At 60.0% G+C, this 22352-nt stretch carries 19 protein-coding genes; 3 read left to right on the forward strand and 16 right to left on the reverse strand.

What is annotated here, in order from left to right:
- Position 1 precedes the first annotated feature (1 nt).
- The 8 genes from iolD to ACQZ6D_RS21805 all read right to left on the reverse strand — a co-directional run bounded on the left by iolD (position 2) and on the right by ACQZ6D_RS21805 (position 9499).
- A complete protein-coding gene (gene iolD / locus ACQZ6D_RS21770; RefSeq protein ID WP_448730067.1) occupies positions 2–1828 on the reverse strand; it encodes a 3D-(3,5/4)-trihydroxycyclohexane-1,2-dione acylhydrolase (decyclizing) in 1827 nt (608 codons plus the stop codon).
- Complete coding sequence (locus ACQZ6D_RS21775) at positions 1825–3741, reverse strand: bifunctional 5-dehydro-2-deoxygluconokinase/5-dehydro-2-deoxyphosphogluconate aldolase (protein ID WP_019566984.1); 1917 nt, start codon at positions 3739–3741, stop codon at positions 1825–1827. Before ACQZ6D_RS21775 ends, iolD begins: the two co-directional genes overlap by 4 nt.
- A 170-nt stretch (positions 3742–3911) precedes the next feature.
- Positions 3912–4727 (reverse strand): MurR/RpiR family transcriptional regulator, encoded by an 816-nt coding sequence (locus ACQZ6D_RS21780; RefSeq protein ID WP_004430982.1) that lies wholly within the window; start codon positions 4725–4727, stop codon positions 3912–3914.
- Positions 4728–4913: 186 nt separating this feature from the next.
- A complete protein-coding gene (locus ACQZ6D_RS21785) occupies positions 4914–5630 on the reverse strand; it encodes an ABC transporter ATP-binding protein (protein ID WP_004430985.1) in 717 nt (238 codons plus the stop codon).
- Positions 5611–6375 carry an ABC transporter ATP-binding protein gene (locus ACQZ6D_RS21790; protein WP_112154169.1) on the reverse strand — a complete coding sequence of 255 codons (765 nt, stop codon included), beginning with the start codon at positions 6373–6375 and terminating at the stop codon, positions 5611–5613. The genes ACQZ6D_RS21785 and ACQZ6D_RS21790 overlap by 20 nt, the downstream gene beginning before the upstream one ends.
- Positions 6372–7379: a branched-chain amino acid ABC transporter permease gene (locus ACQZ6D_RS21795; RefSeq protein ID WP_025595027.1), complete on the reverse strand. Its 1008-nt coding sequence runs from the start codon at positions 7377–7379 to the stop codon at positions 6372–6374. Before ACQZ6D_RS21795 ends, ACQZ6D_RS21790 begins: the two co-directional genes overlap by 4 nt.
- A 1-nt stretch (position 7380) precedes the next feature.
- Entirely contained in the window at positions 7381–8244 is an 864-nt protein-coding gene (locus ACQZ6D_RS21800) for a branched-chain amino acid ABC transporter permease (RefSeq protein ID WP_013762353.1), read from the reverse strand.
- Between the two features lie 82 nt (positions 8245–8326).
- Entirely contained in the window at positions 8327–9499 is a 1173-nt protein-coding gene (locus ACQZ6D_RS21805) for an ABC transporter substrate-binding protein (protein WP_448730066.1), read from the reverse strand.
- 379 nt (positions 9500–9878) lie between these two features.
- Here ACQZ6D_RS21805 and ACQZ6D_RS21810 point away from each other — a divergent pair, with 379 nt between their 5' ends.
- Entirely contained in the window at positions 9879–10250 is a 372-nt protein-coding gene (locus tag ACQZ6D_RS21810; protein ID WP_019566989.1) for a hypothetical protein, read from the forward strand.
- Positions 10251–10443: 193 nt separating this feature from the next.
- On the opposite strand, the gene ACQZ6D_RS21815 is transcribed toward ACQZ6D_RS21810, so the two are convergent.
- The 5 genes from ACQZ6D_RS21815 to ACQZ6D_RS21835 all read right to left on the reverse strand — a co-directional run bounded on the left by ACQZ6D_RS21815 (position 10444) and on the right by ACQZ6D_RS21835 (position 17435).
- Complete coding sequence (locus ACQZ6D_RS21815) at positions 10444–12177, reverse strand: M14 family metallopeptidase (RefSeq protein WP_448730065.1); 1734 nt, start codon at positions 12175–12177, stop codon at positions 10444–10446.
- Between the two features lie 5 nt (positions 12178–12182).
- On the reverse strand, positions 12183–13031 hold the full coding sequence (locus ACQZ6D_RS21820; protein ID WP_004430999.1) for an ABC transporter permease: 849 nt from the start codon (positions 13029–13031) through the stop codon (positions 12183–12185).
- A 6-nt stretch (positions 13032–13037) separates the two neighbouring features.
- Positions 13038–13961 carry an ABC transporter permease gene (locus tag ACQZ6D_RS21825; RefSeq protein WP_003499197.1) on the reverse strand — a complete coding sequence of 308 codons (924 nt, stop codon included), beginning with the start codon at positions 13959–13961 and terminating at the stop codon, positions 13038–13040.
- Between the two features lie 76 nt (positions 13962–14037).
- Positions 14038–15573, reverse strand: coding sequence for an ABC transporter substrate-binding protein (locus ACQZ6D_RS21830; protein WP_004431003.1), 1536 nt, complete (start codon positions 15571–15573; stop codon positions 14038–14040).
- 41 nt (positions 15574–15614) lie between these two features.
- Positions 15615–17435 carry an ABC transporter ATP-binding protein gene (locus ACQZ6D_RS21835; protein WP_004431005.1) on the reverse strand — a complete coding sequence of 607 codons (1821 nt, stop codon included), beginning with the start codon at positions 17433–17435 and terminating at the stop codon, positions 15615–15617.
- A 522-nt stretch (positions 17436–17957) separates the two neighbouring features.
- Here ACQZ6D_RS21835 and ACQZ6D_RS21840 point away from each other — a divergent pair.
- Positions 17958–18251, forward strand: a complete 294-nt coding sequence (locus ACQZ6D_RS21840; protein WP_162647819.1) for an antibiotic biosynthesis monooxygenase — start codon at positions 17958–17960, stop codon at positions 18249–18251.
- An 80-nt stretch (positions 18252–18331) separates the two neighbouring features.
- On the opposite strand, the gene ACQZ6D_RS21845 is transcribed toward ACQZ6D_RS21840, so the two are convergent.
- Positions 18332–20233 (reverse strand): bifunctional sugar phosphate isomerase/epimerase/4-hydroxyphenylpyruvate dioxygenase family protein, encoded by a 1902-nt coding sequence (locus ACQZ6D_RS21845; RefSeq protein ID WP_026331045.1) that lies wholly within the window; start codon positions 20231–20233, stop codon positions 18332–18334.
- Positions 20234–20354: 121 nt separating this feature from the next.
- Between ACQZ6D_RS21845 and ACQZ6D_RS21850 the strand changes: the two genes are divergently transcribed.
- Positions 20355–21050 carry a TetR/AcrR family transcriptional regulator gene (locus ACQZ6D_RS21850; protein WP_004431011.1) on the forward strand — a complete coding sequence of 232 codons (696 nt, stop codon included), beginning with the start codon at positions 20355–20357 and terminating at the stop codon, positions 21048–21050.
- On the opposite strand, the gene aroQ is transcribed toward ACQZ6D_RS21850, so the two are convergent.
- Together aroQ and ACQZ6D_RS21860 are read right to left on the reverse strand one after the other, a co-directional pair.
- Positions 21022–21465: a type II 3-dehydroquinate dehydratase gene (gene aroQ, locus ACQZ6D_RS21855; protein WP_004431014.1), complete on the reverse strand. Its 444-nt coding sequence runs from the start codon at positions 21463–21465 to the stop codon at positions 21022–21024. The genes ACQZ6D_RS21850 and aroQ overlap by 29 nt on opposite strands.
- A complete protein-coding gene (locus ACQZ6D_RS21860; RefSeq protein WP_410171756.1) occupies positions 21462–22349 on the reverse strand; it encodes a shikimate dehydrogenase in 888 nt (295 codons plus the stop codon). The genes aroQ and ACQZ6D_RS21860 overlap by 4 nt, the downstream gene beginning before the upstream one ends.
- Between the last annotated feature and the right edge of the window lie 3 nt (positions 22350–22352).

Here is a 22352-nt window from a genome sequence, read left to right on the forward strand (position 1 = left end):
CTTACTGTCTTTCCTTGATATGGTTTTCGTAGCGCGCGCGCGCCGGTCCGATTTCGGCCCGGTCGGAAACTTCGGGTACCGCCACATCCCACCAGTGGCCACCGGCCTGCGGGGTCGGATAGGGGTCGGTGTCGATGACGATGACAGTCGTGCGGCTGGATTCGCGAGCGGACGCAAGCGCCGCTTCCAGCTCGGCGATGGTGGAAACCTTGCGCGCATCCGCGCCCATAGAGCCGGCATGGGCGACGAAGTCGATGGCGATGGGGTTGACGTTGGTGTGGGCGTAGAGGTTGTTGAACTCCGCGCCGCCGGTTTCCATTTGCAGCCGGTTGATGCAGCCGTAACCCCTGTTATCGGTGATGACGAGCGTGATCTTGACGCCCATGGCAACCGATGTCGCAAGCTCGGAATTCATCATCATGTAGGAGCCGTCGCCGACCATGACGATCACGTCCCGGTCCGGTTCCGCCATCTTGATGCCGAGGCCGCCGGCAACCTCATAGCCCATGCAGGAGAAGCCGTATTCCATGTGATAGGAAAGCGGCAGCTTGGATTTCCACAACTGATGCAGCTCACCCGGCATGGTGCCTGCCGCGCACATGACGACGGTATTGTCGCGCGACTGGCGCTGCACGGCGCCGATCACCTGCATGTCGGTGGGCAGGCTGTTGGCGTTTTCCTCACCCGGTGCCGCCGTATCGGCATCGGCCTTCTCGAACCATGCCGCCTTGAGCTTGGCATCCGGTGCCGTGAAGCGGTAGCTGCCGAGGGCGGCCGACAGTTTTTCGAGACCGATCTTCGCATCCGCCGTCAGGCTGATCGCATCATGCTTGGCGCTGTCATAGGGCTGCACGTTGAGGGCGAGGATCTTGCGGTCCGGGTTCTTGAACAGCGCCCAGGAACCGGTGGTAAAGTCCTGAAAGCGGGTGCCGACGCCGAACACCAGATCGGCTTTCTCGCTTATGATATTGGCGCTTTCGGCACCCGTGACGCCGACCGGGCCGAAATTGAGATCGTGATCCCACGCCAGTGCCGATTTGCCGGCCTGGGTTTCGACGACCGGGATGGAATGGGTTTCCGCAAATCGCTTCAGCGTTTCTGTGGCGCCGGAAAAATGCACACCGCCGCCGGCAACGATGACGGGGTTCTTCGCAGCCTTCAGCGCGGCGACGGCCTCTTCGAATTCCACCACATCCGGTTCCGGGCGGCGTTGCCGCCAGACGCGCTTTTCAAAGAAGCTGACGGGATAATCATAAGCTTCCGCCTGCACGTCCTGGCAGAAGGCCAGCGTTACCGGGCCGCAATCGGCCGGGTCCGTCATGGTGCGCATGGCGCGGGGAAGGGCGGTCAGCAATTGTTCCGGGCGCATGATGCGATCGAAATAACGGCTAACCGGGCGGAAGCAGTCATTCACCGTCATCGTGCCGTCGCCGAAATCCTCCAGCTGCTGGAGCACGGGGTCGGGACCGCGATTGGCGAAGACATCGCCGGGGATGAGAAGAACCGGCAGGCGGTTGACATGGGCGAGCGCTGCCGCCGTTACCATGTTGGCAGCACCGGGGCCGATGGAGGAGGTGACCGCCATTGCCCGCCGGCGACGCAGCTGCTTGGAATAGGCAATCGCCGCATGCGCCATGGATTGCTCGTTCTGGCCGCGATAGGTCGGCAGTTCCTCGCGAATGCCATAAAGCGCCTCGCCGATGCCGGCGACATTGCCATGGCCGAAGATGGCCCAGACACCGGCAATATAGGTCTCGCCATGCTCATTCATCTGCGCGGCGAGGTAACGAACCATAGCCTGCGCAGCCGTCAATCTGATTGTCTTCACGCTGCCTCTCCCTTTTTGGCGCGCGCCTCATCCCATATGCGGCACAGGCTGGTATAGCGCTGCGCCATGTCCTTCACCGCTTCCTCATCGGTGATCTTGCCACCGAGCCAACCCCGCGCGGCGTCGGCGAAAATCGTGCGGCCAACCGCGAAACCTTTGACCAGATCGAAACCGGCGGCAAGGCGGAAGCTCTCCTCCAGCTCGCTTTGCGGTGCGTCGAGACCAAGAACGACGATGCCGCGCACGTAAGGATCGTTGCGATGCACGGCGTCGCAGGCATTTTTCCAGGCGGCTCTGGTTTTCATCGGCTCCAGTTTCCACCAGTCGGGATAAACGCCGATCTCGTAGAAGCGTTCGATGATGCGCGCGGCGGTCAGATCGTCGGTCGGGCCAACCTTGGAGGGAATGACCTCGAGCAGCATTTCCAACCGGTTGCGGCGTGTCGCCTGGAACAGACGCATCACCGTCTCCTCCTGCGCGGCGCGCATTTCGTCGGTATCATCCGGGTGATAGAAGCACAGAACCTTGACGACATTTTCCAGCGGCCATTCGGAAAGCCCGCCGAAATCCTTGCCGAGTTCCGGTTCCAGCGTCAGCGGGCGCGAACCCGGCCATTCCACCGGCCGGCCGATCCACAGACCGGAGCCGCTGGCTGCAAAGAGTGCATCACGTCCGAGGCGTCCGTCACAGAGAATGCCGTAACCCGCCTTGCCACCGGCGACCGTTTGCGCCGCCTCGAGGCAGAGCTTCTTGAATGCGCCGATGCGCTCATGTTTAATGCCGAGTTCGTCGGCGATCGCTTCCAGTTGCATGCGATGGTCGAAGGCGAAGACGCGCATTGTGTCCCATTCGCCCTTGCGATTGGTTGACCAATGCACCTGTTCCAGCGCCTCATCCTTGCGCAGCGCCTTGTTGCGGATGCCGGCCTTGAAGAAATATTGCAGCTCTTCCCAACTCGGATAGGCGGGAGTGCAGCCGTGGCGGGAAACGGCAAAGGCGCCACAGGCATTGGCGTATTTCAGTGTCGTCGGCCAGTCCTCGCCGCGCAGCCAACCGCGGAAAAGCCCGGCCATGAAACCATCGCCCGCGCCGAGAACATTGAAGACCTCGATCGGGAAACCTTCGCCCGTCTCGCCATCGTCCAGGCTTGCCGGAATTTCGCCGGCGAAAACCGAAGCACCCATCGGGCCACGCTTGCACACCAGCGTCGCGTTCGACACCTTGCGTACGGCATTCAGTGCGGCCAGCGTATCGGTCGAGCCGCCGGCAATGTGGAATTCTTCTTCCGTGCCTACAATCAGATCGAAGAGATGCAGGGTGGATTGCAGCTTGGCGGTGACCTTCTGCGATTCCACGAAGCGGCTTTCGCCATCGCCATGGCCGGCAACACCCCAGAGATTGGGTCGATAGTCGATGTCGAGCGCTGTTTTCGCACCGTTTTCGCGGGCAAGTTTCAGCGCCTTCAGTACGGCCGCTTCCGTCTTCGGATGCGACAGATGCGTGCCGGTGGCGCAGACACAGCCTGCTTCGGCAATAAAGGCGGGATCGATGTCGTCTTCGCTGAGCGCCATGTCGGCACAGTTCTCGCGATAGAAAATCAGCGGAAACTGGTTCTGGTCGCGAATGCCGAGAAGCACCAGCGCCGTCAACCGCTCCGGGTCGGTTTTCACGCCGCGTACGTCCACGCCTTCGCGCACCAGCTGTTCACGGATGAAGCGGCCCATATGCTCGTCACCAACGCGGGTGATGACGGCGCTGGCAAGGCCGAGCCGCGCAGCGCCGGCCGCAATATTGGTGGGGGAGCCGCCAATATATTTGGCAAAGGAGGCCATGTCCTCCAGCCGGCCGCCGACCTGCGAACCATAAAGGTCGACCGACGAGCGCCCGATCGTGATAAGGTCAAGTTTTTTCAAAAGCTTCCTCCTTCGGACCCCGCATTGAGGGAGCCTGATGCCAGTGGGCCTCCTCCGCCCACTTTCTGTCTCACCACCTTCGGGTGCATTCACGAGACGGACAATTATGGAATGCCCGTTTCATGAATTTGGATCATAAATTCTATTTTTTATGTTTTCAATAAAAATATTCAGGCTGTTTTGCGTGTTCCCACAGCGACAGCGAGTGTGATGGCGAGACAGAGCGTGGCGGAAAGCGAGCGGAATGCGCCGAAATCGATTTCCGTTACCGTGAGCAGCGTCGCGCCGGACTTGCGTAGCGGATTGACGGCCGAATCGGACATGGCGACAACGGGAATGCCGTTGGCGCGGGCCATCTCGGCCAATTCCAGCGTTTCCGCCGAATAGGGGGAGAAAGTGATCGCAATCAGCGCGTCATCGCGGGAGATGGCGCTGAGATTGCCAAGGCCACCGACGGCGCTGTGCAAAACCGCAGGTACCTTCATTTTCTCGAAGGCGTAAGCGAGGTAACTGGCAATGGGGAAGGAGCGCCGCAAACCGATGATATGCACGGTGCGCGCCTGTGCCAGCGCCGAGACCGCCTCGTCAAGCTGCCGTGTATCGACCGATTTCAGCAGCATTTCCAATGAGGACCGGCCAGCCTCCACGAATTCCGCCAACAGGCCCGACGCGCTCTCGTCGCCCTTTTCGCGCAGGTGGTCCAGCCGGGTCGCATAATCCGGCCAACCGCCGACATAGGAATCGCGAAACAGGCGTTGCATCTCCGAAAAGCCGGAAAAACCCATGATCTGGCAAAAGCGCATGAATGCAGACGGCTGCACGCCGGCACCTTCTGCCATTTCGGCGACGGTGGAAACGGCAATGCGATCCTGATTGGACGCGACATAATCTGCACATTGACGTAATCGTTTCGGCAGGCCTTCCGCGACCTGAAGCAACCGCTCCTCAAAAGCCTTCACGGAGTCTGGCGCATCGATTGCCGTCATTGTCGTTCCTTTGTGCAGATTGAAATCGTGTGCACTTTAACTGCAATGGAATTTTTATTCCATTGTGTTTTTTACGAACGGATCATGAAGCGGGATCGGGGTTTGTTGCGGTGTGTGATCGGGTTAACTTTCATCATTCCGGCTCGAGGCCGGAACGACGAAGAGGGGGTGATTGACGCTTTTGGATCAGTGCAATCCACCCACACCAAGATGCGTATCAACAATATCCGGGTTCGCCGCAAGATCGTCGGACGGTCCTGACCAGACGATGCGGCCGCGTTCCATGATGATGGCGTGGTCGGCGAAGTCGATGGCCATCTGGATGCGCTGTTCGATGAGAAGAATGGTCATTTCGCCCGATTGCGCGAGTTTCGAGAAGGCCGCCATCAGTTCCTCGCAGATAACAGGGGCGAGGCCTTCGAGGGGTTCATCGAGAAGCAGCACCTGCGGCTGGCCGAGGATGGTGCGGGCGGTGGAAAGCATCTGCTGCTCGCCACCGGAGAGTTGTGAGCCGAGATTGCGGCGTCTTTCCTTCAGGCGCGGAAACAGCGTGTAGGCTTCCTCGATGGCCGATTTCGGCCGGCCCTTGAGGCCGACGAAGAGGTTTTCTTCGACTGTGAGTGTCGGAAAGACATCGCGGGTCTGCGGCACGTAACCGAGACCGGCGAGGGCGCGGGCAGCACTCGGCAGGGCGGTGATGTCCTGCCCGCCGAGATGGATATCACCGGCAAATCGTTTCGTCTGCCCTGCAAGCGTGGCAAACAGGCTTGTCTTGCCAACGCCGTTACGTCCGAGCACCGCGAAACGCGAACCGGCGGGAACGGAGAGCGACAGACCCTCGATGACACGGGTGGGGCCGTAACCGGCGGTCAGGTTGGCGATTTCAAGCGGCGCTGCGGGCATTGGCGTAACTTCCGAGATAGGCTTGGCGAACTTCTGCGTTGCTGGTGACTTCGCCAGGCGAACCGTCGAATATGACGGCGCCTGCGGCGAGCACGACCACACGTCTGGCGAAACGGAAGACCAGATCCATGTCGTGTTCGATCATCAATATGGCGAGGTCGGCGGGCAGGCGATCGAGCGCCTGTTCGATACGCGCCGTTTCCGTCGAGGGAACGCCGGCGGCAGGTTCATCAAGCAGCAGGATTTTGGGCCTGAGCGCCATGGCAAGTGCGATCTCGATGAGCCGCTGCTGGCCATAGGCGATTTCACGGACGCGGGTTTCGGCGATGGCAAGCAGGCCAAGCGTTCCGAGAATGTCGCGCGCCTCGCTCATCACCGTTGGCATGGAGCGGTAACGGCCGAAAATCCGGCCCGTTCTGCCTTCCCTTTGCAGAATGGCGAGTGCGACATGTTCCTCCGGCGTCATGTCCTGGAACAGCCGCGTCACCTGAAACGAGCGGACAAGTCCGCGCTTCACGCGCTGACTAGCGCTGAGCCCCGTCACGTCTTCTCCGGCAATCCGCACGGTTCCGGCGGATGGCTTGATGTTTCCGGTAACGAGGTTGACGAAGGTGGTCTTGCCGGCGCCGTTGGGCCCGATCAGCACGGTGCGATCGCCGGGCGAAAGCGACAGCGAGACATTGTTGGTAACGACGAGACCGCCGAAATTTTTCTGCAGGCCGGAAACTTCGAAAATGGCGCTCATTTGCGATCTCCCCGCAGGCGCGCGATGATCTGTTCGCCCGCGCCATAAAGGCCGCGCGGCGCAAACAGCACGACGGCGATCAGAAGCAGGCCGACGATTGTGAGCCAGTGGAACGGATTGGCGGCGGAAACGACGTCTTCGAACCACATGAAGGTGACGGTGCCGATCAGCGCGCCATAAAGCGAGCCCGCGCCACCGAGAACCAGCATGACCAGCGCTTCGGCAGACAGCGTGAAGCTGAGGCTGTCGAGGCCGACCACCTGCGTGGAGATGGCGTTCAGCGCGCCGCCGATTCCGGCGACGATGCCTGATATCACGAACATCTTCAAAATCGTGCCATTGACCGAACCGCCCATGGCCTGAATGCGGATGCTGTCCTGCTTGACGCCGCGACACAGCATGCCGAAGGGCGAATTGACGACGACGCGAAGTGCCAGAAAAACCAGAAGCAGCAGGCAGACGCCGTAGATATAGGCGGTGCGGCCGTAAAGATCGAATTCGAAGGTGCCGAACAGCGCATCGGGCGAGACGCCGGCAAGCCCGTCGCTGCCGCCCGTCCAGTCCGACGCCTTGTTGGCCGCCTCATGGAAAAGATGGACGACGGCGATGGACAGCACCAGCTGCGGCAGGCCGTGCGCGCGCAACAGAATGGTGCCGGACAGCAATCCCGCGATGCCGCCCACTGCTGCGCCGATGAGGGTCATGAGAAGCGGGTCGGTGATACCGTAGTGGGCAGCGGCAATGCCGGCGGCATAGGCGCCGGCACCGAACAGGGCCGCATGGCCAAGTGTCGCCACGCCACAATAGCCGGTAACGAGATCGATGGAGAGCACGAGAAGCGCTATCGCGATGATACGCGTCAACAGCGCCAGATTATCCGGGAACAGGAAGTAACCGGCGATGGCGGCGATGATGATGAGCAGCGGACCGCCAATCGCGCGCAGGGGCGAGCGGGCCTTCGGCGGTTTTGCCGTTTCAGTGAGGTCGTTCATGAGCACCGCCATCTCATTTCGCCCTTCCAAGAAGGCCGCGCGGAAACAGCGTGATGATCACGATGACCGCCAGATAGAAGAAGAATTCGCCGTATTCGGGGGCAAGATACCGCCCGGTCGTATCGATGGCGCCGAGCAGCAGACAGGCAATCAGCGCGCCGGGGATCGAGCCTGCGCCGCCGACGGATACGACCACCAGGAAGGTGACCATGTAGCGCAGCGCATAATAGGGTTCGACCGGCAGCAATTCTGCGCCGATGACGCCGCCCATGGCGGCAAGGCCGACGGCGATGGCGAAGCTTACGGCATAGATGATTTCGGTGCGCACGCCGAGGGCTGCTGCCATGGCCGCATTGTCCACCGCTGCCCGCAACTTGATGCCGAAGGCGGTCTTTTCGAACGTGAACCAAAGTGCCGCCGCCACCACGAGGCCAGCGACGATGGCGAAGATGCGGTGGGTGGCGATGGTGCGAAACCCGAGATCGGTGGGACCGGCCAGTTCCTGCGGCAGCGGAATGGTTTTGAGTGTTGGCCCGAACACGAAATTGGCGATGCCGATGATGCAGAAGGTGATGCCGATGGTCATCAGCACCTGCGTCAGTTCCGGTGCGCCGTAGATGCGCCGGTAGAGAAACCGTTCAAGCGGTATGGCGATCACGATGGTGCCGACAATCGCAACGAGGATTGCCGCCGCGTAACCAAGGCCGAGGCCATGGGCGGCATAGGAGGCGAGATACCCGCCGATCATGGCGAAGGCGCCGTGGGCGAGATTGACCACACGCATCAGCCCCATTGTCACGGATAGGCCGATGGAGATGATGAAAAGCACCATGCCATAGGCAAGCGCATCGACAAGGATGCTGAAGACCGTCTGCATGTTCGAAAGCTCCTCCCGATGCGATTGCGCGCTTGCCGGAGCCGCCCACAAAAGGCGGCGCCGGTCATTTCCGTCTCAATGCTTACTTGGCGGCGGCAAGGCCCGGATCGCCCTGTTTTTCGAAAGTCTGGACTTCCTTGTTGTAATAATTGCCGTCATCGCCCTTGGAGACTTCGCGCAGATAGATGTTCTGCGTGATGTGGCGGCTCTGCGGATCGATGCTGACAGGGCCGCGCGGGCTTGTCCAGGAAAGACCCTTCACCGCCTCGACAGCCTTTTCCGCATCCTGTTTGCCGCCGGTCGCCTCGATCATCTTGGTGATGATATACATGCCGTCAAACGCGCCGACTGCGGGGAAGGACAGTTCCTTGGGATTGCCAATGGCCTTGGTTGCGGCCTCCACGAAGGTCTTGTTTTCGGGTGAATCGTGGGAGACGGCATAGTGGAAGGTAGTCTGCATGCCGAGTGCTGCTTCGCCAAGGGCCGGCAGATCCGATTCCTGTGTAAGATCGCCCGGCGCGAAAAGCTTGATGCCTGATGATTTCAGGCCGTTGTCGTTGAAGGCCTTCACGAAGCCGAGCGTCGTCGGGCCGGAGGGCAGGAAGGCGAAGACGCCTTGTGCGCCGGAATCCTTCACGCGCTGCATGATGGGGCTGAAATCATTGGTGGAAAGCGGCATGCGAATGCTTTCCACAACTTCGCCGCCAGCGGCGGTGAAGGCTGCCTTGAAGGCGTTCTCCGCGTCAACGCCCGGGCCGTAATCGCTGACCAGCGAAATGACCTTCTTGACGCCGCCATCGAAAGCCACCTTGGCGATGGGCGTGGATGTCTGCCATGTCGTGAACGAGGTGCGCACCACGTAGGGGCTTTTGGTAACGATGGCCGATGTGGCCGCATTCATGATGACCATGGGCACATTGCCTTGTTTCAGCAGTGGCGTAACCGCCATGGCGTCGGGCGTAAAATAGAAGCCCGCGAGATATTGCACGCCTTCCTTTACAACCAGCTCCTGCGCCAACGCCTTGGATTGCGCCGGATCGGCCTGCGGCACATCGCGGTAGACGACTTCGACAGTGTCATTGCCCACCTTGTTGCCGTGAAGCGAAAACCAGGCGTCTATGCCAGCCTTGAAGTTCTTGCCCTGCAGCGCGAAGGGGCCGGAGAACGGGCCGACCACGCCGACCTTGATCGTCTCGGCATAGGCAACGGAACTGAAGCAGATGGCCGCGATTGCGGCGGTGATCCGTAATTTCATGATTTCCTCCCAATTGATCCGTGGCTCCCTCCACCGATCCAGCCAGTCAAACTGGTAAGTGCGATGGCCAAAGTAAAATGAAAAAAAGGGGGCAATAAATAACCTGATGGTTATGGATCGCCGCCTTATCCGGTTCTGCCCGATATTGGATCATACAATAGGGATAGTCTGGCGATTCTCAATTGCCGCAGCCGCTGCAGCCATCACGAATGGTCCCGTTTCAGCATGCTGCTTCCAAATGTCGCCGTTATGAAAAATGCCCTGCGCCACGCGGCCGGAAAATGACGATAATATGCACGTAATCCCGGTGCCTTAACCAGTTCTAAGGGGATTGTCCGTAGTCTCCCGAAGCATATTTTGAATTTCATTTGGTGTCTTGATGGGCGAATACCAGAATAAAGCCGTTGATCTTATGCGGAATCGTGTTGGCGACAGTATACTCAACAACAAGATCGAGCGCCGCGAAGCTTTTCTCCGCAAGGCGCTGGCGCTGTATCACGTCATGGGCGGCGAGGCGGATGGCATGCGCGCCGCGGTGGAAGATGTTGTGCACCTGCCGAAGCCGAGCGTCGATGTCGCTGTTGGCGACGTGATGCATGAACTGGCAGCAATCGGTCACGTCGCCGATCTCGATATTATCCAGGCCGGATATAACAAACTTGATGCCGCCAATCTGCATATTTTGAGCAAGGGCAAGCGGCTTTTGCAGAAGCAGCAGGAAAAGAAGCTTGCCGCCACGGCTGAGAAGTAAGCCGTACAAGGGCAACTGAGGGTGATGACAAAGCTCCCTCACACCCGGCGTCATCGCTGGATTGCCCCAAGGATCCAATCACGTCCAACTAGATCAAGACGTTGCAGCTGCTCCGGACAAGCCCAAGCATGACGGACGAGGGATTCGGGACTTCGTCATCATTCCGAGGCCCCCAATCGGGGGCGCTTCTAAATCAGGCAACGTCCGCGACGAAAATATCCTGCCAGGCGTCGTAAGCTGAAAGAACCGTTTCCATCTGCGCGGTGTGGCCGGTGATGAAGTCATCGCCGTAGATCGTCTCATCAGGATATTCGGTAATCAGCGTCATCGGCACTGTGTGGCGGTCGTCGATGGACGACAGGCACGGGAAACCGTTGATGATGCGGAAACCGGTTTCACCGGCGTGAATCTCATAAAGCGCGATCTGGCGGTTGTTGTAATCCAGCAGGCCCGGAATGGCGCCGAGATGGCGGGTAACCCGGTCGAGCAGGGCTTCCGCCTGCTTTTCCCAATCCGCATGGTGGCGGATGATGAGGAAGAAACCCTTCGGCAGCGTCCACATGGCGAAATTGCGGGGCACATAACCGGAAAGCGGACGGGTCCATTCGTGCGAGGGATAACCGTGCAGGTTCACATGCAGGCTCGCGCCGCTCATCTCTTGCGCGCTGAAACGGATTGCCTTCTCGTTGAGATGGACGCCCGAATTTTCCCGCGTGCGATATTCGAGATCGTCACCGAGCGCCGTATACCGCGCCGCATGGTGCATATGGCGTGGATTGTCGGCGCGCAGCCGCTGGTGCAGGGCATAACCATCGGGGTTTTCCAGCGGCGAAATGGTGAAATGCGCGCCCTGTCTTTCCGCAAGTTTGCGGGCGGCGCGGACGGCGCCAACGATGCCGGTGGTTTCATTGGGATGCTGGCCGCCGCTGATCATCACGGCAGCATCGCTGCCCGCGACATAACGGGCGGCAAGAACGCGGCCCGACCGCGAGCGGGCCTCGAACGCCTCGCCGCCGATCTCGGCAAGCATCCGCGCGATCTGACCCGCCGCCACCGGTTCGCGGGCCTCGTCGATCCGCTGTTCGCCGCCATCCAGGAAAGTGGTGGTGAGTGCACGGGTCTCGATACGGACCGAAACGTCGCCGTTGCTTTTGACGACTTCCGGAACGATCTGGCCGGGTTTCAGGCCCCGGTCGCCCAGCGGCCGGCCGGACTTCTTCTGGAAGAATTCCAGGAGGGAGAAATAGAAATCCTCATGCAGCGCTTCACGCAGGCTGACCACCTCTTCCCCGACCGGCAGCGCCATGTCTTCGGACGGGTGCGTGACGTGGATGTTCAATTCCTCGAAATAGGGTTCTTCATCGCCCCAGCCGTGATTGGCAACGGCATTGATTGCCGCTTCGAAAAGCTGCTCGTAATCCGTCTCCAGCCGCTCGCCCGTAGCGTCACCGGCCGGACGGAACCAGCCGGTTGGCGAGACATTGGTTTCGCCGACGATATCGGTATGAACCCGGTTGGGAGCGAGAACCTTCAGGGTTTCCATCTTGCCGTTGCGGCTCAGCGTAACGTCATAATGAAGGGCGTCGTCGTCGCGGGCGATAAAATCGATCTTCGCGTCGCCGGCTAGTGCCGCCAGCGGATAGGCCTCCAGCCGGAAACGATTGGCGGGTGCATTGGCGTGCACCGGGTAATGCACCTCGATGGCATCGACGCCACCAAGATTGATCTCTTCCAGAAAGGTGAAGAGGAGTGGCTTGTAGGCGCTGCGGATGCGGGCACTGACGCCTTTTTTCTTCAGCCTTTCTTCGGCCTCGCGGCGGCTTTTGGCGTCATCGAACGTCCATGCCTCGAAGGACTGGCCGGGCGCGGCATTGGCGAGAAGCACATCCAGAGTACGCTTGAAGGTCTGGTCGAAAATCTGGCTCATCACGATCACCTTGAGGTTCTGCCGGTGGGGTCGAGGCTGTCGCGCAGCCAGTCACCGAGAAGGTTGAGGCCAAGCACGGTCAGAAGGATGGCAAGACCGGGGAAGACGCTGACCCACCATGCCGTTTGCAGATAGGTGCGGCCATCCGCCAGCATGCCGCCCCAGCTCGGAATGGTCGGATCTACGCCGAGGCCGAGGAAGGTGAGGCTGCTTTCCAGCAGGATGTTGTTGGCGACGTTGAGCGTCATCAGCACGATGACCGGGCCGATCAGGTTCGGCAAAAGGTGCTGGAGAATGATGCGCCAGTCCTTCACGCCAATGGCGCGGGCGGACAGGATGAATTCCCGTTCGCGCAGCGTCAGCACCGAGCCGCGCACCAGACGGGCATATTGTACCCATTGCGAGACGATCAGGAGGATGATGGTGTTGGTGAGGCTGCCGCCAACAATTGCGATGAAGGTGATGGCCAAGAGAATGAAGGGCATGGCGAGCTGGATATCGGCAAAGCGCATGACCAGCATGTCCCAGAAGCCGCGATAATAACCGGCGACCAGGCCGACGATCACGCCGAAGACCACGGCCCCGATGACCGAGGTGAAACCGACGAGCAGCGAAATCTTGCCGCCGGCCACGACACGGGCCAGTACGTCACGGCCGAGCGGATCGGTGCCGAGCGGATGGGCGGCGCTAGTGAAGGGCTTGGCAAGGCGCGCCATCAGGTCGATCTTTTCGGCACCGCCCGGAAACAGCACGTCGGAAAGAAGAACGGCAAGGCAGATGACGACGGTAAGCAGGGCGCCGAGGATGAATTCGAGATTGTTGAAGCGCGACAGGCGCGAGGTTTTGGCAGCCATCGTCAATTACTCCGTGCGGATGCGCGGATCGACCAGCCCGTAGGCGATATCGACCAGAAGGTTGATGCCGACGATCATCAGCGACAGCACGGTGATGACGGCCTGAAGCACGGGATAGTCGCGCGCGCCCACCGCATCGAAGGCGAGCGTGCCGAGACCCGGCCAGTTGAAGACGCGCTCGATGACGACGATGCCGCCGAGAAGTCCGCCGAATTGCAGGCCGAAATAGGTAATCAGCGGAATGGCGCAGTTACGCAGCGCATGCTTGTAAAGCACCTTGTTTTCGCTGAGGCCCTTGGCGCGCGCCACCATGACATATTGCGAGCGCAGCGTATCGAGCATGGCCGTGCGCACCAGGCGCACATTGGTAGCCGTCAGGATAACGCCCATGGTGACCGATGGCATGATGTAGCTTGCAAAGCCGCCCATGCCGCTTGGCGGCAGCCAGCCGAGCGTGATGGAGAAAAGCAGCACCAGCATGGTGGCCAGCCAGAAATTGGGGAATGACAGGCCGACGAGCGAGAAGATACGGATCACCTGATCGGCCGTCTTGCCGCGCGAGGTCGCGGCCTTGATGCCGAGCGGAATGGAAAGCGCAATCGACACCGCCATGGAGATGAAGGCGAGAAGCAGCGTGGCGGGCAGGGCATCGGCGATGAGCCGCGATACCGGCGTGCTGCCGGTGAAGCTGCGGCCGAAATCGAGCGTAACCAGGCCTTTCAGGAAGCTGAAATATTGCACGAAGAACGGCCGGTCGGTTCCAAGCGCCGCACGAATGCGCGCCAGATCGTCTTCCGTCATGCTGCCGCCGCCCTGGAACATGGTGACAGCCGGATCGCCCGTCAGGCGGATGGCGAAGGAAACGAGAAGGGTGATGGCGATGACGACAAAAATCGCCTGCAGCAATCGCTTGATGAGGAAACCGGCCACGTTTTTTACCTTGAAGAGAGACCCGACCTTGCCCGCGGGATGGCGGGCAAGGCGCTTTTAGGGAGGATAAGCCTGATTATTCGACGGTGACGTCGGTCAGCTTCAGGCGGTTATCCGGCGGTGCCACGAAACCCTTGACCCGCTTGTTGATGCCGTAAATGGCATTGGTGTTGTAAAGCGGAATTTCCAGCGCGCGCTCAGCGGCATAGGCGCCGACTTGCTTGAGGATCTTTTCGCGCTCGGCTCGGTCAGTCAGCGGGCGCTGCGATTCCAGCAGCTTGTCCAGCTTCTCGTCCTTGTCGTAAGGATTCCACTTTTCACCCGAGTGGTACATGGAATAGGCCGTGTTGTCGTAATCGAAGGTCCAGCCGCCCCATTTCTGCTGGAACATCGCGCCGGTCTTGCCCTGCGGGATGATGTCGTTCAGGAGCACGTTGGTCTCATAGGGCTTGATGGTGGCGGTGATGCCGACCATGGACAGATAGCTGGAGATGACCTGCGCGACTTCGTTCATCGTCGCATCGTTGCCTCTGATATCGATCTGCAGCGCCGCACCCGGCTTGACGCCGGCTTCCGCGAGCAGCTTCTTTGCGCCTTCCGGATCATAAGGCAGCGGCTTCAGATCGGCGTCGTAACCGAAGGACAGCGCGCTCTGGAAGCTGGCGATTTCCGAGGCCTGACCGGCAAGGATCGACTTGACGATCGTGCCGCGATCAACGGCCATGATGATGGCCTTGCGCACCTTGGGATCAGCGGTGATGCCGTCACGAGTGTTGAAACGCAGCGCATCCACCGTCGGGCCTGGAACGCTGACGATCTCCAGCTTGGAATCGCCTTCGATGACCGGGATCATGCCAATCGGGATGGTGGGCGGAATGACGAGATCGACGCGGCCGGCCTGCAATTCGGCAACTGCGGTCGCCGGCTCGGCGATGAAGCGGAATTCCAGTTCGGAGAGCTTCGGTGCGCCGCCCCAGTAATCCGGGTTGGCTTCCAGCTTGATGTTGGTCTTCGGCGCATAGGAGACGAATTTGAACGCGCCGGTGCCGACCGGGTTGAGGTTGAAGTTGTCCTCACCCTTTTCTTGGATGTATTTCGGCGGAACGATCATGCCGCCATAACCGGCAAGCTTGGTCAGAAGCACCGGATCGGGCGCCTTAAGCTTCATGTCGACGGTGTAGTCGTCGATGACGTCGACGCTTTCGATGGCGACATAGTTGGAGCGCTGCGGGCCCTTGGCACCCTGTTCGCCGAGAAGGCGCTCGAAGGTGAACTTGACGGCGGCGGCGTTGAAGGGCTCGCCATTATGGAACTTGACGTTCTGGCGCAGCTTGAAGCGGATGCGCTTGCCTTCATCCAGCTCTTCCCAGGATTCGGCAAGGCCGGGCACGAGTTTCAGGTCCGGACCGCGATAGGTCAGGCCATCAAAGATGTTGGTGGCGACAGCTGCCCATTGCACCAGGAAGGTGTCGATCGGATCCCAGCTGCCGGGGTCCTGCGGGCTGGAAATGGTCATCTTGCCAGCGGCGAAAGCCGGCGCTGCGGTGAAGGCCGTGCCGGCCAGCGCAAGCGCGACGAACGTTGCCGTCATCCCCTTTTTGATTTTTGTCATCTACCTGTTCCTCTTCAGATGGTTACGGTTTTGGTTATTGTTCAGGCACTCTTCGCGATGAAGTGGCCTGGATTGATTTCCTCATGGGCGAGAATGGCGGGCTCATCGCCGACGCGGCGCACGGGATTGGGAATTTCGCCCTCGATCATGGCGATGCGGCGCTCGATCAGGGGATCGGCAACCGGCACTGCGGAAAGCAGCCGGCGCGTATAATCATGCGTGGGCGTTTCGAAGACCTGCTGGCGGCTGCCCATTTCCATGATCTGGCCGAGATAAAGCACCGCGACGCGGTGGCTCATCTTTTCCACCACCGCCATGTCATGGCTTATGAACAGGTAAGCAAGACCACGTTCCGCCTGCAAATCCATGAACAGATTGATGATCTGCGCCTGGATGGAGACATCGAGCGCCGACAGCGCTTCGTCGGCGATGATGAGCTTGGGATCGGAGGCGAGCGCGCGGGCAATGCAGACACGCTGCCGCTGGCCGCCCGAAAACTCGTGCGGATACCGCGATGCATGTTCCGAACTCAGACCCACCCGTTCCAGCAGTTCATCCACCCGGCGGCGCACCGCCTTGGCATCGTTGATCAGGCCGTGGGTATTGATCGGTTCGGCGATCGAGAAGCCTACCGTCTTGCGCGGATCGAGCGAGGCGAAGGGGTCCTGGAAGATATATTGCACTTCCTGCCGCATGCGGAAACGTTCCGCCGCCGACATCTCAGAATAGCTGCGGCCGTTGAAGGATATTTCGCCTGATACCGCCGATTGCAGCTGCTGGATTGTGCGGCCGATGGTGGATTTGCCCGAACCGGATTCACCGACCAGCGCCAGTGTCTCCCCGGCGTGGATGTCGAAGCTGACCTTCTGCACGGCGCTGCAACGGTGCGTCGCCTTGCCGAACAGGTTCTTGCGAATATCGAAGCGAACGAACAGGTCGCGAACCGAAAGCAGCGGCTTCTCGTCGTATTTTGCGGTGTTCTGCACCCGTTCCTCGCCCACCACGACCGGCTGGCCATCCTGCAGGACGGTGAGCGGAAGGCGCTTGGGAAACTCTTCGCCGGTCATGCTGCCGAGGCGCGGAACGGCGGAAAGCAGCGCCCGCGTATAGGGATGCTGCGGATTGGCGAAGATGTCCTTGACCGGGCCTTCCTCAACCTTCCTACCCTTCCACATGACGACGACGTCATCGGCCATTTCCGCCACCACGCCCATGTCATGGGTGATGAAGACCATGCCCATGCCGAGCTTCTTTTGCAGGTCGCGCATGATGTTGAGGATCTGCGCCTGAATGGTGACATCAAGTGCCGTCGTCGGTTCGTCGGCGATCAGCAGCTTCGGCCGACAGGCAAGCGCCATGGCAATCATCACGCGCTGGCGCATGCCGCCGGAAAGCTGATGCGGATAACGGTGCAGAAGCTCGGCCGCATCCGGCAACCGCACCATGTCGAGCAACTTTTTTGCCTCGGCCATGGCCGCCGCCTTGCCCATTTTCTCGTGCAGGACAAGCACTTCGCAGATCTGGTCACCGATGGTGAAGACCGGGTTCAGCGATGTCATCGGCTCCTGGAAGATCATGGCGATCTCCTTGCCGCGGATCGACCGCATTTCCTTCTGCGATGCCTTCAGCAGATCCTTGCCTTCGAACATGATGCGACCGGCGGGGTAAGTCGCGCCCATCATATCCGCAAGACGCATGGTCGAGAGCGACGTGACCGATTTGCCCGATCCGGATTCTCCGACGATCGCCACTGTCCTGCCGGCTTCCACGGCAAAGGAAATATCGTCCACGACGCGACTGTCGCCGAACTCAACGCTCAGGTTTTCAACCGAGAGGAGGGCGTTGCGGTTTGCGGCGGTCATATCAGCGTCTCCGGCTTGGCATGCGCGGCAATGCCGGCGCGGCCATCTGAAATAGTGAGGTGGCAAGGGCGTGGGGCAGGCGCGCGGGATGAAACGCTGTGCCGGAAGATGGGAGTGTCAAAAGAAAGCGCATGGCGTTTCAGGCGCGATGTAGATTGGCTGCTGCCGGTCGATACGGGAATTGCGACCTGGTCGAAGTGCTATGGGCGACCTCACCGGTGCCGGTAAAATGCCTGGTGCCAGTCTCAGAATCGATGATGCGCATGAACTTGTATTCCCCACCCCTTGTTTTACAAAAAAGCTAACAAAACAGGACAATCATGTCCAGAGTGTTGAACAATTTTTGTATACTGCTCTACAAATACGCAAGTGCATTTATTTTGGGCGCGGGTGTGCCGAAGGGCCGGACCCCGATTAAGGGATGGTTTTAGTCTGTATTGAGGATGTATCGATTTCAGTGGTTGCGGGTGCCGCTGCCCGTGATACAGGCCGGACGAAGACCATTGAAAAAGGATACCGGGTATGACGAATAGAACGGGTGCGGTCAGGCTATCCGGCTTCCTGTGTTGCGCATCGGTGCAGGATGTCCAACTTGTAGAAAGCCATCTACCCGATCACATTCGCCTGACCAGAGCGGAGCCGGGCTGTATTTCCTTTGAGGTATCGCAGACCGAAGACCCCCTGATCTGGAGGGTGGAAGAGCTTTTTGTGGACCGCGCTGCTTTCGATTTTCATCAGCAGCGCACGCGCGCATCTAAATGGTTTGTGGCCACCTCCGCCATTCCACGGGACTATGAGATAGTGATGCTGGCGTAAATAAAGACAGGCCGCAGCGGCATTCCTGCTGGCTGCGGCCTGTTTGCATTTTTGAAGCACCAGTGGACTGGTGTCTGCGCCTATTCCTTCGGCATGCCGATCGGTGGCGCAAGGCGCCGCTGCGCAGCGATGCGGAAGGGGGCGTTCATCGCGCCATATCCGCCGTAGGCACCGCGCCTTTCGACGATTTCGAAGAAGAACCCTTCGCCGAAGGTGCGGCTGTATATCTGGAAATATTCGCCGTTGTCGTCCCGGTCGTAGAGGATGCTTGCTTCCCGGAGTGCGTCGGAGAATTCCGGTTCCAGCCCGAAGCGGGCCTCCAGATCGTCATAATAATTGCGCGAGATCGGCAGGGCGTGAAAGCCGCGCGCATGCAGAGCCTTGGCGGTGGCGAAGATATCGTCCGTGGCGAAGGCGATGTGCTGGATGCTGGTGCCGAAACCCTCCGCCAGAAATTTGCCGGCAAAGGTCTTTCGGTTGTCGGCGCCGTTCATGGTCAGGCGGAAACGCGGGGAGGGCACGCTTTCTATGGCCTGGCTGCGCACCAGACCGCCGGGATCGACCACATCCACCATCGGCGTGCGGCGCGTTGAAAACAGCGATGTGTAAAACAGAAGCCAGGTCAGCATTTCATCGTAATGCGTTGTTTGCGCAAGATGGTCGATGCGGGTCAGTCCGGTATTGCCTGCCGGTGCCGTCGCATCTACCGGTGCGAATTCATTGTCCCAGATGGAGGCGAGCGCCGTGGACCCGTCGAGGAAATAGATGACGCCATTGCCCACGCCCTGAATGGCTGGAACCGCGACTTCGCCGGATTTGCGCGGTTCGGCGAATGTCGGCGCGCCCAGCGCTGCCGCACGCGCAAGCGCTGCCTGCGCATCATCGACCTTCAGGCCGAATGCATAGGCATTGGTGCCGTGGATGGAGTAGGATGCACCGGCGAAACTCTCACCGGTACCGCCGGTATTGATGACGATGCGAATGTCGCCCTGCGTATAGAGATCGACATCGCGATTGCGGTGCCTCGCGGTTTTATCAAAACCGAGTGTGGCGAGCAGCGCTTCCAGATTGGCCTTTTCCTCCGGTGCCGTTGTGAACTCGACAAACTCCACGCCTTCCGTCTGCACCCGCTCAGGCATGGCGGGCGCCTCGATGCGGATGTCGGGCTCCAGACGGCGCACCTGATCCATGAGGTTGATGAGCGAACGATGGCCGTCCTCAGCCAGCAGGCGCGCCGAGCCACCGCGGAACTGGTCGTTGAAGATTTCGAGCGACAGCGGGCCGCTATATCCGGTTGCGGCGACAGCGCGCATGAAATCCACCACTGGCAGATCGCCTTCGCCGGGCATGTTGCGGAAATGGCGGCTCCAGTACAAAAGGTCCATGTCGATCAGCGGTGCGTCGGCCAATTGCACGATGAAGATCTTGTCGCCGGGAATGGAGCGGATGGAGTTGGGATCGATCTTGCGCGACAGCGTGTGGAAGCTGTCGAGGATGATGCCGACATTGGGGTGATCGGCGCGGCGCACCACTTCCCACGCATCGCGATGATCGCTGATGTGCCGGCCCCAGGCCAGCGCCTCGTAACCCACGCGAACACCATGCCTGGCCGCAAGTTCGCCAAGCTCATGGAAATCGGCGGCGGCGCGGTCTATGCCACCCAGCGACACCGGCGAGACATTCGAGCAGATCAGCATCAGATCGGTCCCGAGTTCGCCCATGATGTCGAATTTACGCCCTGCGCGCTCGAAGGCGCGGGCGCGGTGCGGTTCCGGCATGCCTTCGAAATCGCGGAACGGCTGGAAAAGCGTGATATCCAGCCCATGATCTGCCGCAAGGGCCTTCACCTCGCGCGGCGAGGCGTCGTAGGTCAGGAAATCGTTCTCGAAAATCTCCACGCCGGTGAAACCGGCTTTCGCAATGGCCGCCAGTTTCTCCGGGAATTCGCCGCTGATGGAGACGGTGGCGATGGAAGTACGCATTGGCACGCCCTGTTTGCCTGTGTCATAGCTCGCCATATTGCGTTCCTTTTCAGCGTTATGTACTAATTGGTTAATAATAGGGGTGCGGCGGCAAGCCGTATACCCTGCTGATGGATGGATCATGACAAAAAGCGCAACTTCGAACGGCACCAGCGAAACCCGGCAGGCGAAGCGCGATCCGGAAGGCGTGCGCCGAGACATTCTTTCCGTTGCGATGGAGGAGTTTTCGCAAAACGGCCTGTCGGGGGCGCGCATCGACGAGATCGCCGCCCGCACGCGTACATCCAAGCGGATGATCTATTATTATTTTACCGACAAGGAAGGGCTTTACCAGCGCGTTCTTGAAGAAGCCTATGCCAAGGTGCGTGGCGGCGAGAGCGATCTGGAGCTGGACGGTCTGGAGCCGGTTGCGGCGCTCGAAAAGCTCTGTCGGTTCACTTTCGATCACCATCGCCGCAACCCGGCTTTCATCCGCATGGTGATGATCGAGAACATTCATCACGGCCGGCACATGCAATCGTCCGGAACGATCCGCCAGCTCAACCGGCCGGCCATCGATGCCCTGGAAAGCGTGCTGCTGCGCGGCCAGAAGAGTGGCATTTTCCGCAACGGCATCAACGCGCTGGAACTTCACTGGCAGATCAGCGCGCTGTCCTTTTTCAACGTCTCGAACGTCGCAACCTTCTCGTTCATCTTCGGCGACGGGCTGTTTACCGAGAAGGGTCAGCAAACATTGTCGCATCACGTCAGCGACATGGTGTTGCGATATGTGCTGAGCCCGGACCATATCACGAAGATCGGGAAAGACGGCCGATGAGGTGGCTGAGCGCCACCCCGTAACCTTCGATGCCGAGACCGGCGATCACGCCTTCGGCGCGCGTCGAGATATAGGAATGGTGGCGGAAGATCTCCCGTTTGTGGATGTTGGAAATGTGAACCTCTATCACCGGTGCCTCGAAGGTATTGAGTGCATCGAGGATCGCCACCGAGGTATGGGTAAAGGCACCGGGATTGATGACGATGCCTGCCGATGTGCCGCGCGCCGCATGGATCCAGTCTATCAGCTCGTATTCCCGGTTGCTCTGGGCAAAGAATATCTCGTGGCCCGCCGCCTCGGCAATCGCGCGGCAATTGGCCTCCACATCGGCCATCGTTTCGTAGCCGTAGATTTCCGGCTGGCGTTGGCCGAGCAGGTTGAGGTTCGGTCCGTTAAGTATGGTGAAAAGGCTCACGCCACACCCTCTTTCGTGCAAATTTCGGTAAAATGTGCCGTCATGCGCTCGGCATCAGGTTCACGGCCGCAGAACAGCCGAAACGCGCCAACAGCCTGAAACACCGTCATGCCGCCGCCGGGCAGGGTGCGACAGCCTTTTTGGGCCGCCGTCGCAAGAAGCTCGGTCACCAGCGGCATATAAACGATATCGGCCACCCAGTGCCGTTGTTCAAGGAGGTCGGCCTTGACCGGCATGCCGGGATGGGCGGGCATGCCCATCGGTGTGGCGTGGATCAACCCATCCGCGAAGGGCAGGGAATCTGCCGGGTCTTTCACGGCAAAGGCGTGGCCTTCGCCAAAACGGGCGTTGAGTTCGGCAGCCAGATGATCTGCGCGGCTGAAATCGCGGTCGCAGATATCGAGATGGGTAATGCCGAGTTTCAGCGCCGCATGGGCCACCGCAACACCTGCACCACCAGCACCGACCAGCAGCGCCCGGTCGCGTTTCGCATCCGGCAGGCCGCGCATGAAGCTTTCGTAAAATCCGTACCAGTCCGTATTGTGCCCAATGCGACGTCCGTCCTTGAAGACGACGGTGTTGACCGCGCCGAGCATGCGGGCATCATCAGACAATTCATGCAGGTGCGGAAGCACTGCCTGCTTGAAGGGATGGGTAATGTTGGTGCCGGCAAAGCCGCGCGATTCCAGCTCATTGAGCAGATCGGGAAGCGCGCTTTCCGGCAGCTTGCGCGCCACGACATCGACAAGCTCATAGGAATAATCGAGGCCGTGGGCAGCCCCTTCGCGCATGTGCAGCGCGGGAGATTTGGAAAGCTGGATGTCGGCGCCAATCAGGCCGACCTTGAAGGATTTGGTGTCTGTCATGATCAGGTCATCGCTCATCGA

The organism is Agrobacterium sp. 22-3639C2 (assembly GCF_053522105.1).

Excerpts from the sequence above, each read along its gene's own strand:
- ACQZ6D_RS21780 (WP_004430982.1), bottom strand. The coding sequence starts at position 4,727 with ATGACGGCAATCGATGCGCCAGACTCCGTGAAGGCTTTTGAGGAGCGG.
- ACQZ6D_RS21785 (WP_004430985.1), bottom strand. The coding sequence starts at position 5,630 with ATGCCCGCAGCGCCGCTTGAAATCGCCAACCTGACCGCCGGTTACGGC.
- ACQZ6D_RS21790 (WP_112154169.1), bottom strand. The coding sequence starts at position 6,375 with ATGAGCGCCATTTTCGAAGTTTCCGGCCTGCAGAAAAATTTCGGCGGT.
- ACQZ6D_RS21795 (WP_025595027.1), bottom strand. The coding sequence starts at position 7,379 with ATGGCGGTGCTCATGAACGACCTCACTGAAACGGCAAAACCGCCGAAG.
- ACQZ6D_RS21800 (WP_013762353.1), bottom strand. The coding sequence starts at position 8,244 with ATGCAGACGGTCTTCAGCATCCTTGTCGATGCGCTTGCCTATGGCATG.
- ACQZ6D_RS21805 (WP_448730066.1), bottom strand. The coding sequence starts at position 9,499 with ATGAAATTACGGATCACCGCCGCAATCGCGGCCATCTGCTTCAGTTCC.
- ACQZ6D_RS21810 (WP_019566989.1), top strand. The coding sequence starts at position 9,879 with ATGGGCGAATACCAGAATAAAGCCGTTGATCTTATGCGGAATCGTGTT.
- ACQZ6D_RS21815 (WP_448730065.1), bottom strand. The coding sequence starts at position 12,177 with ATGAGCCAGATTTTCGACCAGACCTTCAAGCGTACTCTGGATGTGCTT.
- ACQZ6D_RS21820 (WP_004430999.1), bottom strand. The coding sequence starts at position 13,031 with ATGGCTGCCAAAACCTCGCGCCTGTCGCGCTTCAACAATCTCGAATTC.
- ACQZ6D_RS21830 (WP_004431003.1), bottom strand. The coding sequence starts at position 15,573 with ATGACAAAAATCAAAAAGGGGATGACGGCAACGTTCGTCGCGCTTGCG.
- ACQZ6D_RS21835 (WP_004431005.1), bottom strand. The coding sequence starts at position 17,435 with ATGACCGCCGCAAACCGCAACGCCCTCCTCTCGGTTGAAAACCTGAGC.
- ACQZ6D_RS21840 (WP_162647819.1), top strand. The coding sequence starts at position 17,958 with ATGACGAATAGAACGGGTGCGGTCAGGCTATCCGGCTTCCTGTGTTGC.
- ACQZ6D_RS21845 (WP_026331045.1), bottom strand. The coding sequence starts at position 20,233 with ATGCGTACTTCCATCGCCACCGTCTCCATCAGCGGCGAATTCCCGGAG.
- ACQZ6D_RS21850 (WP_004431011.1), top strand. The coding sequence starts at position 20,355 with ATGACAAAAAGCGCAACTTCGAACGGCACCAGCGAAACCCGGCAGGCG.
- ACQZ6D_RS21860 (WP_410171756.1), bottom strand. The coding sequence starts at position 22,349 with ATGAGCGATGACCTGATCATGACAGACACCAAATCCTTCAAGGTCGGC.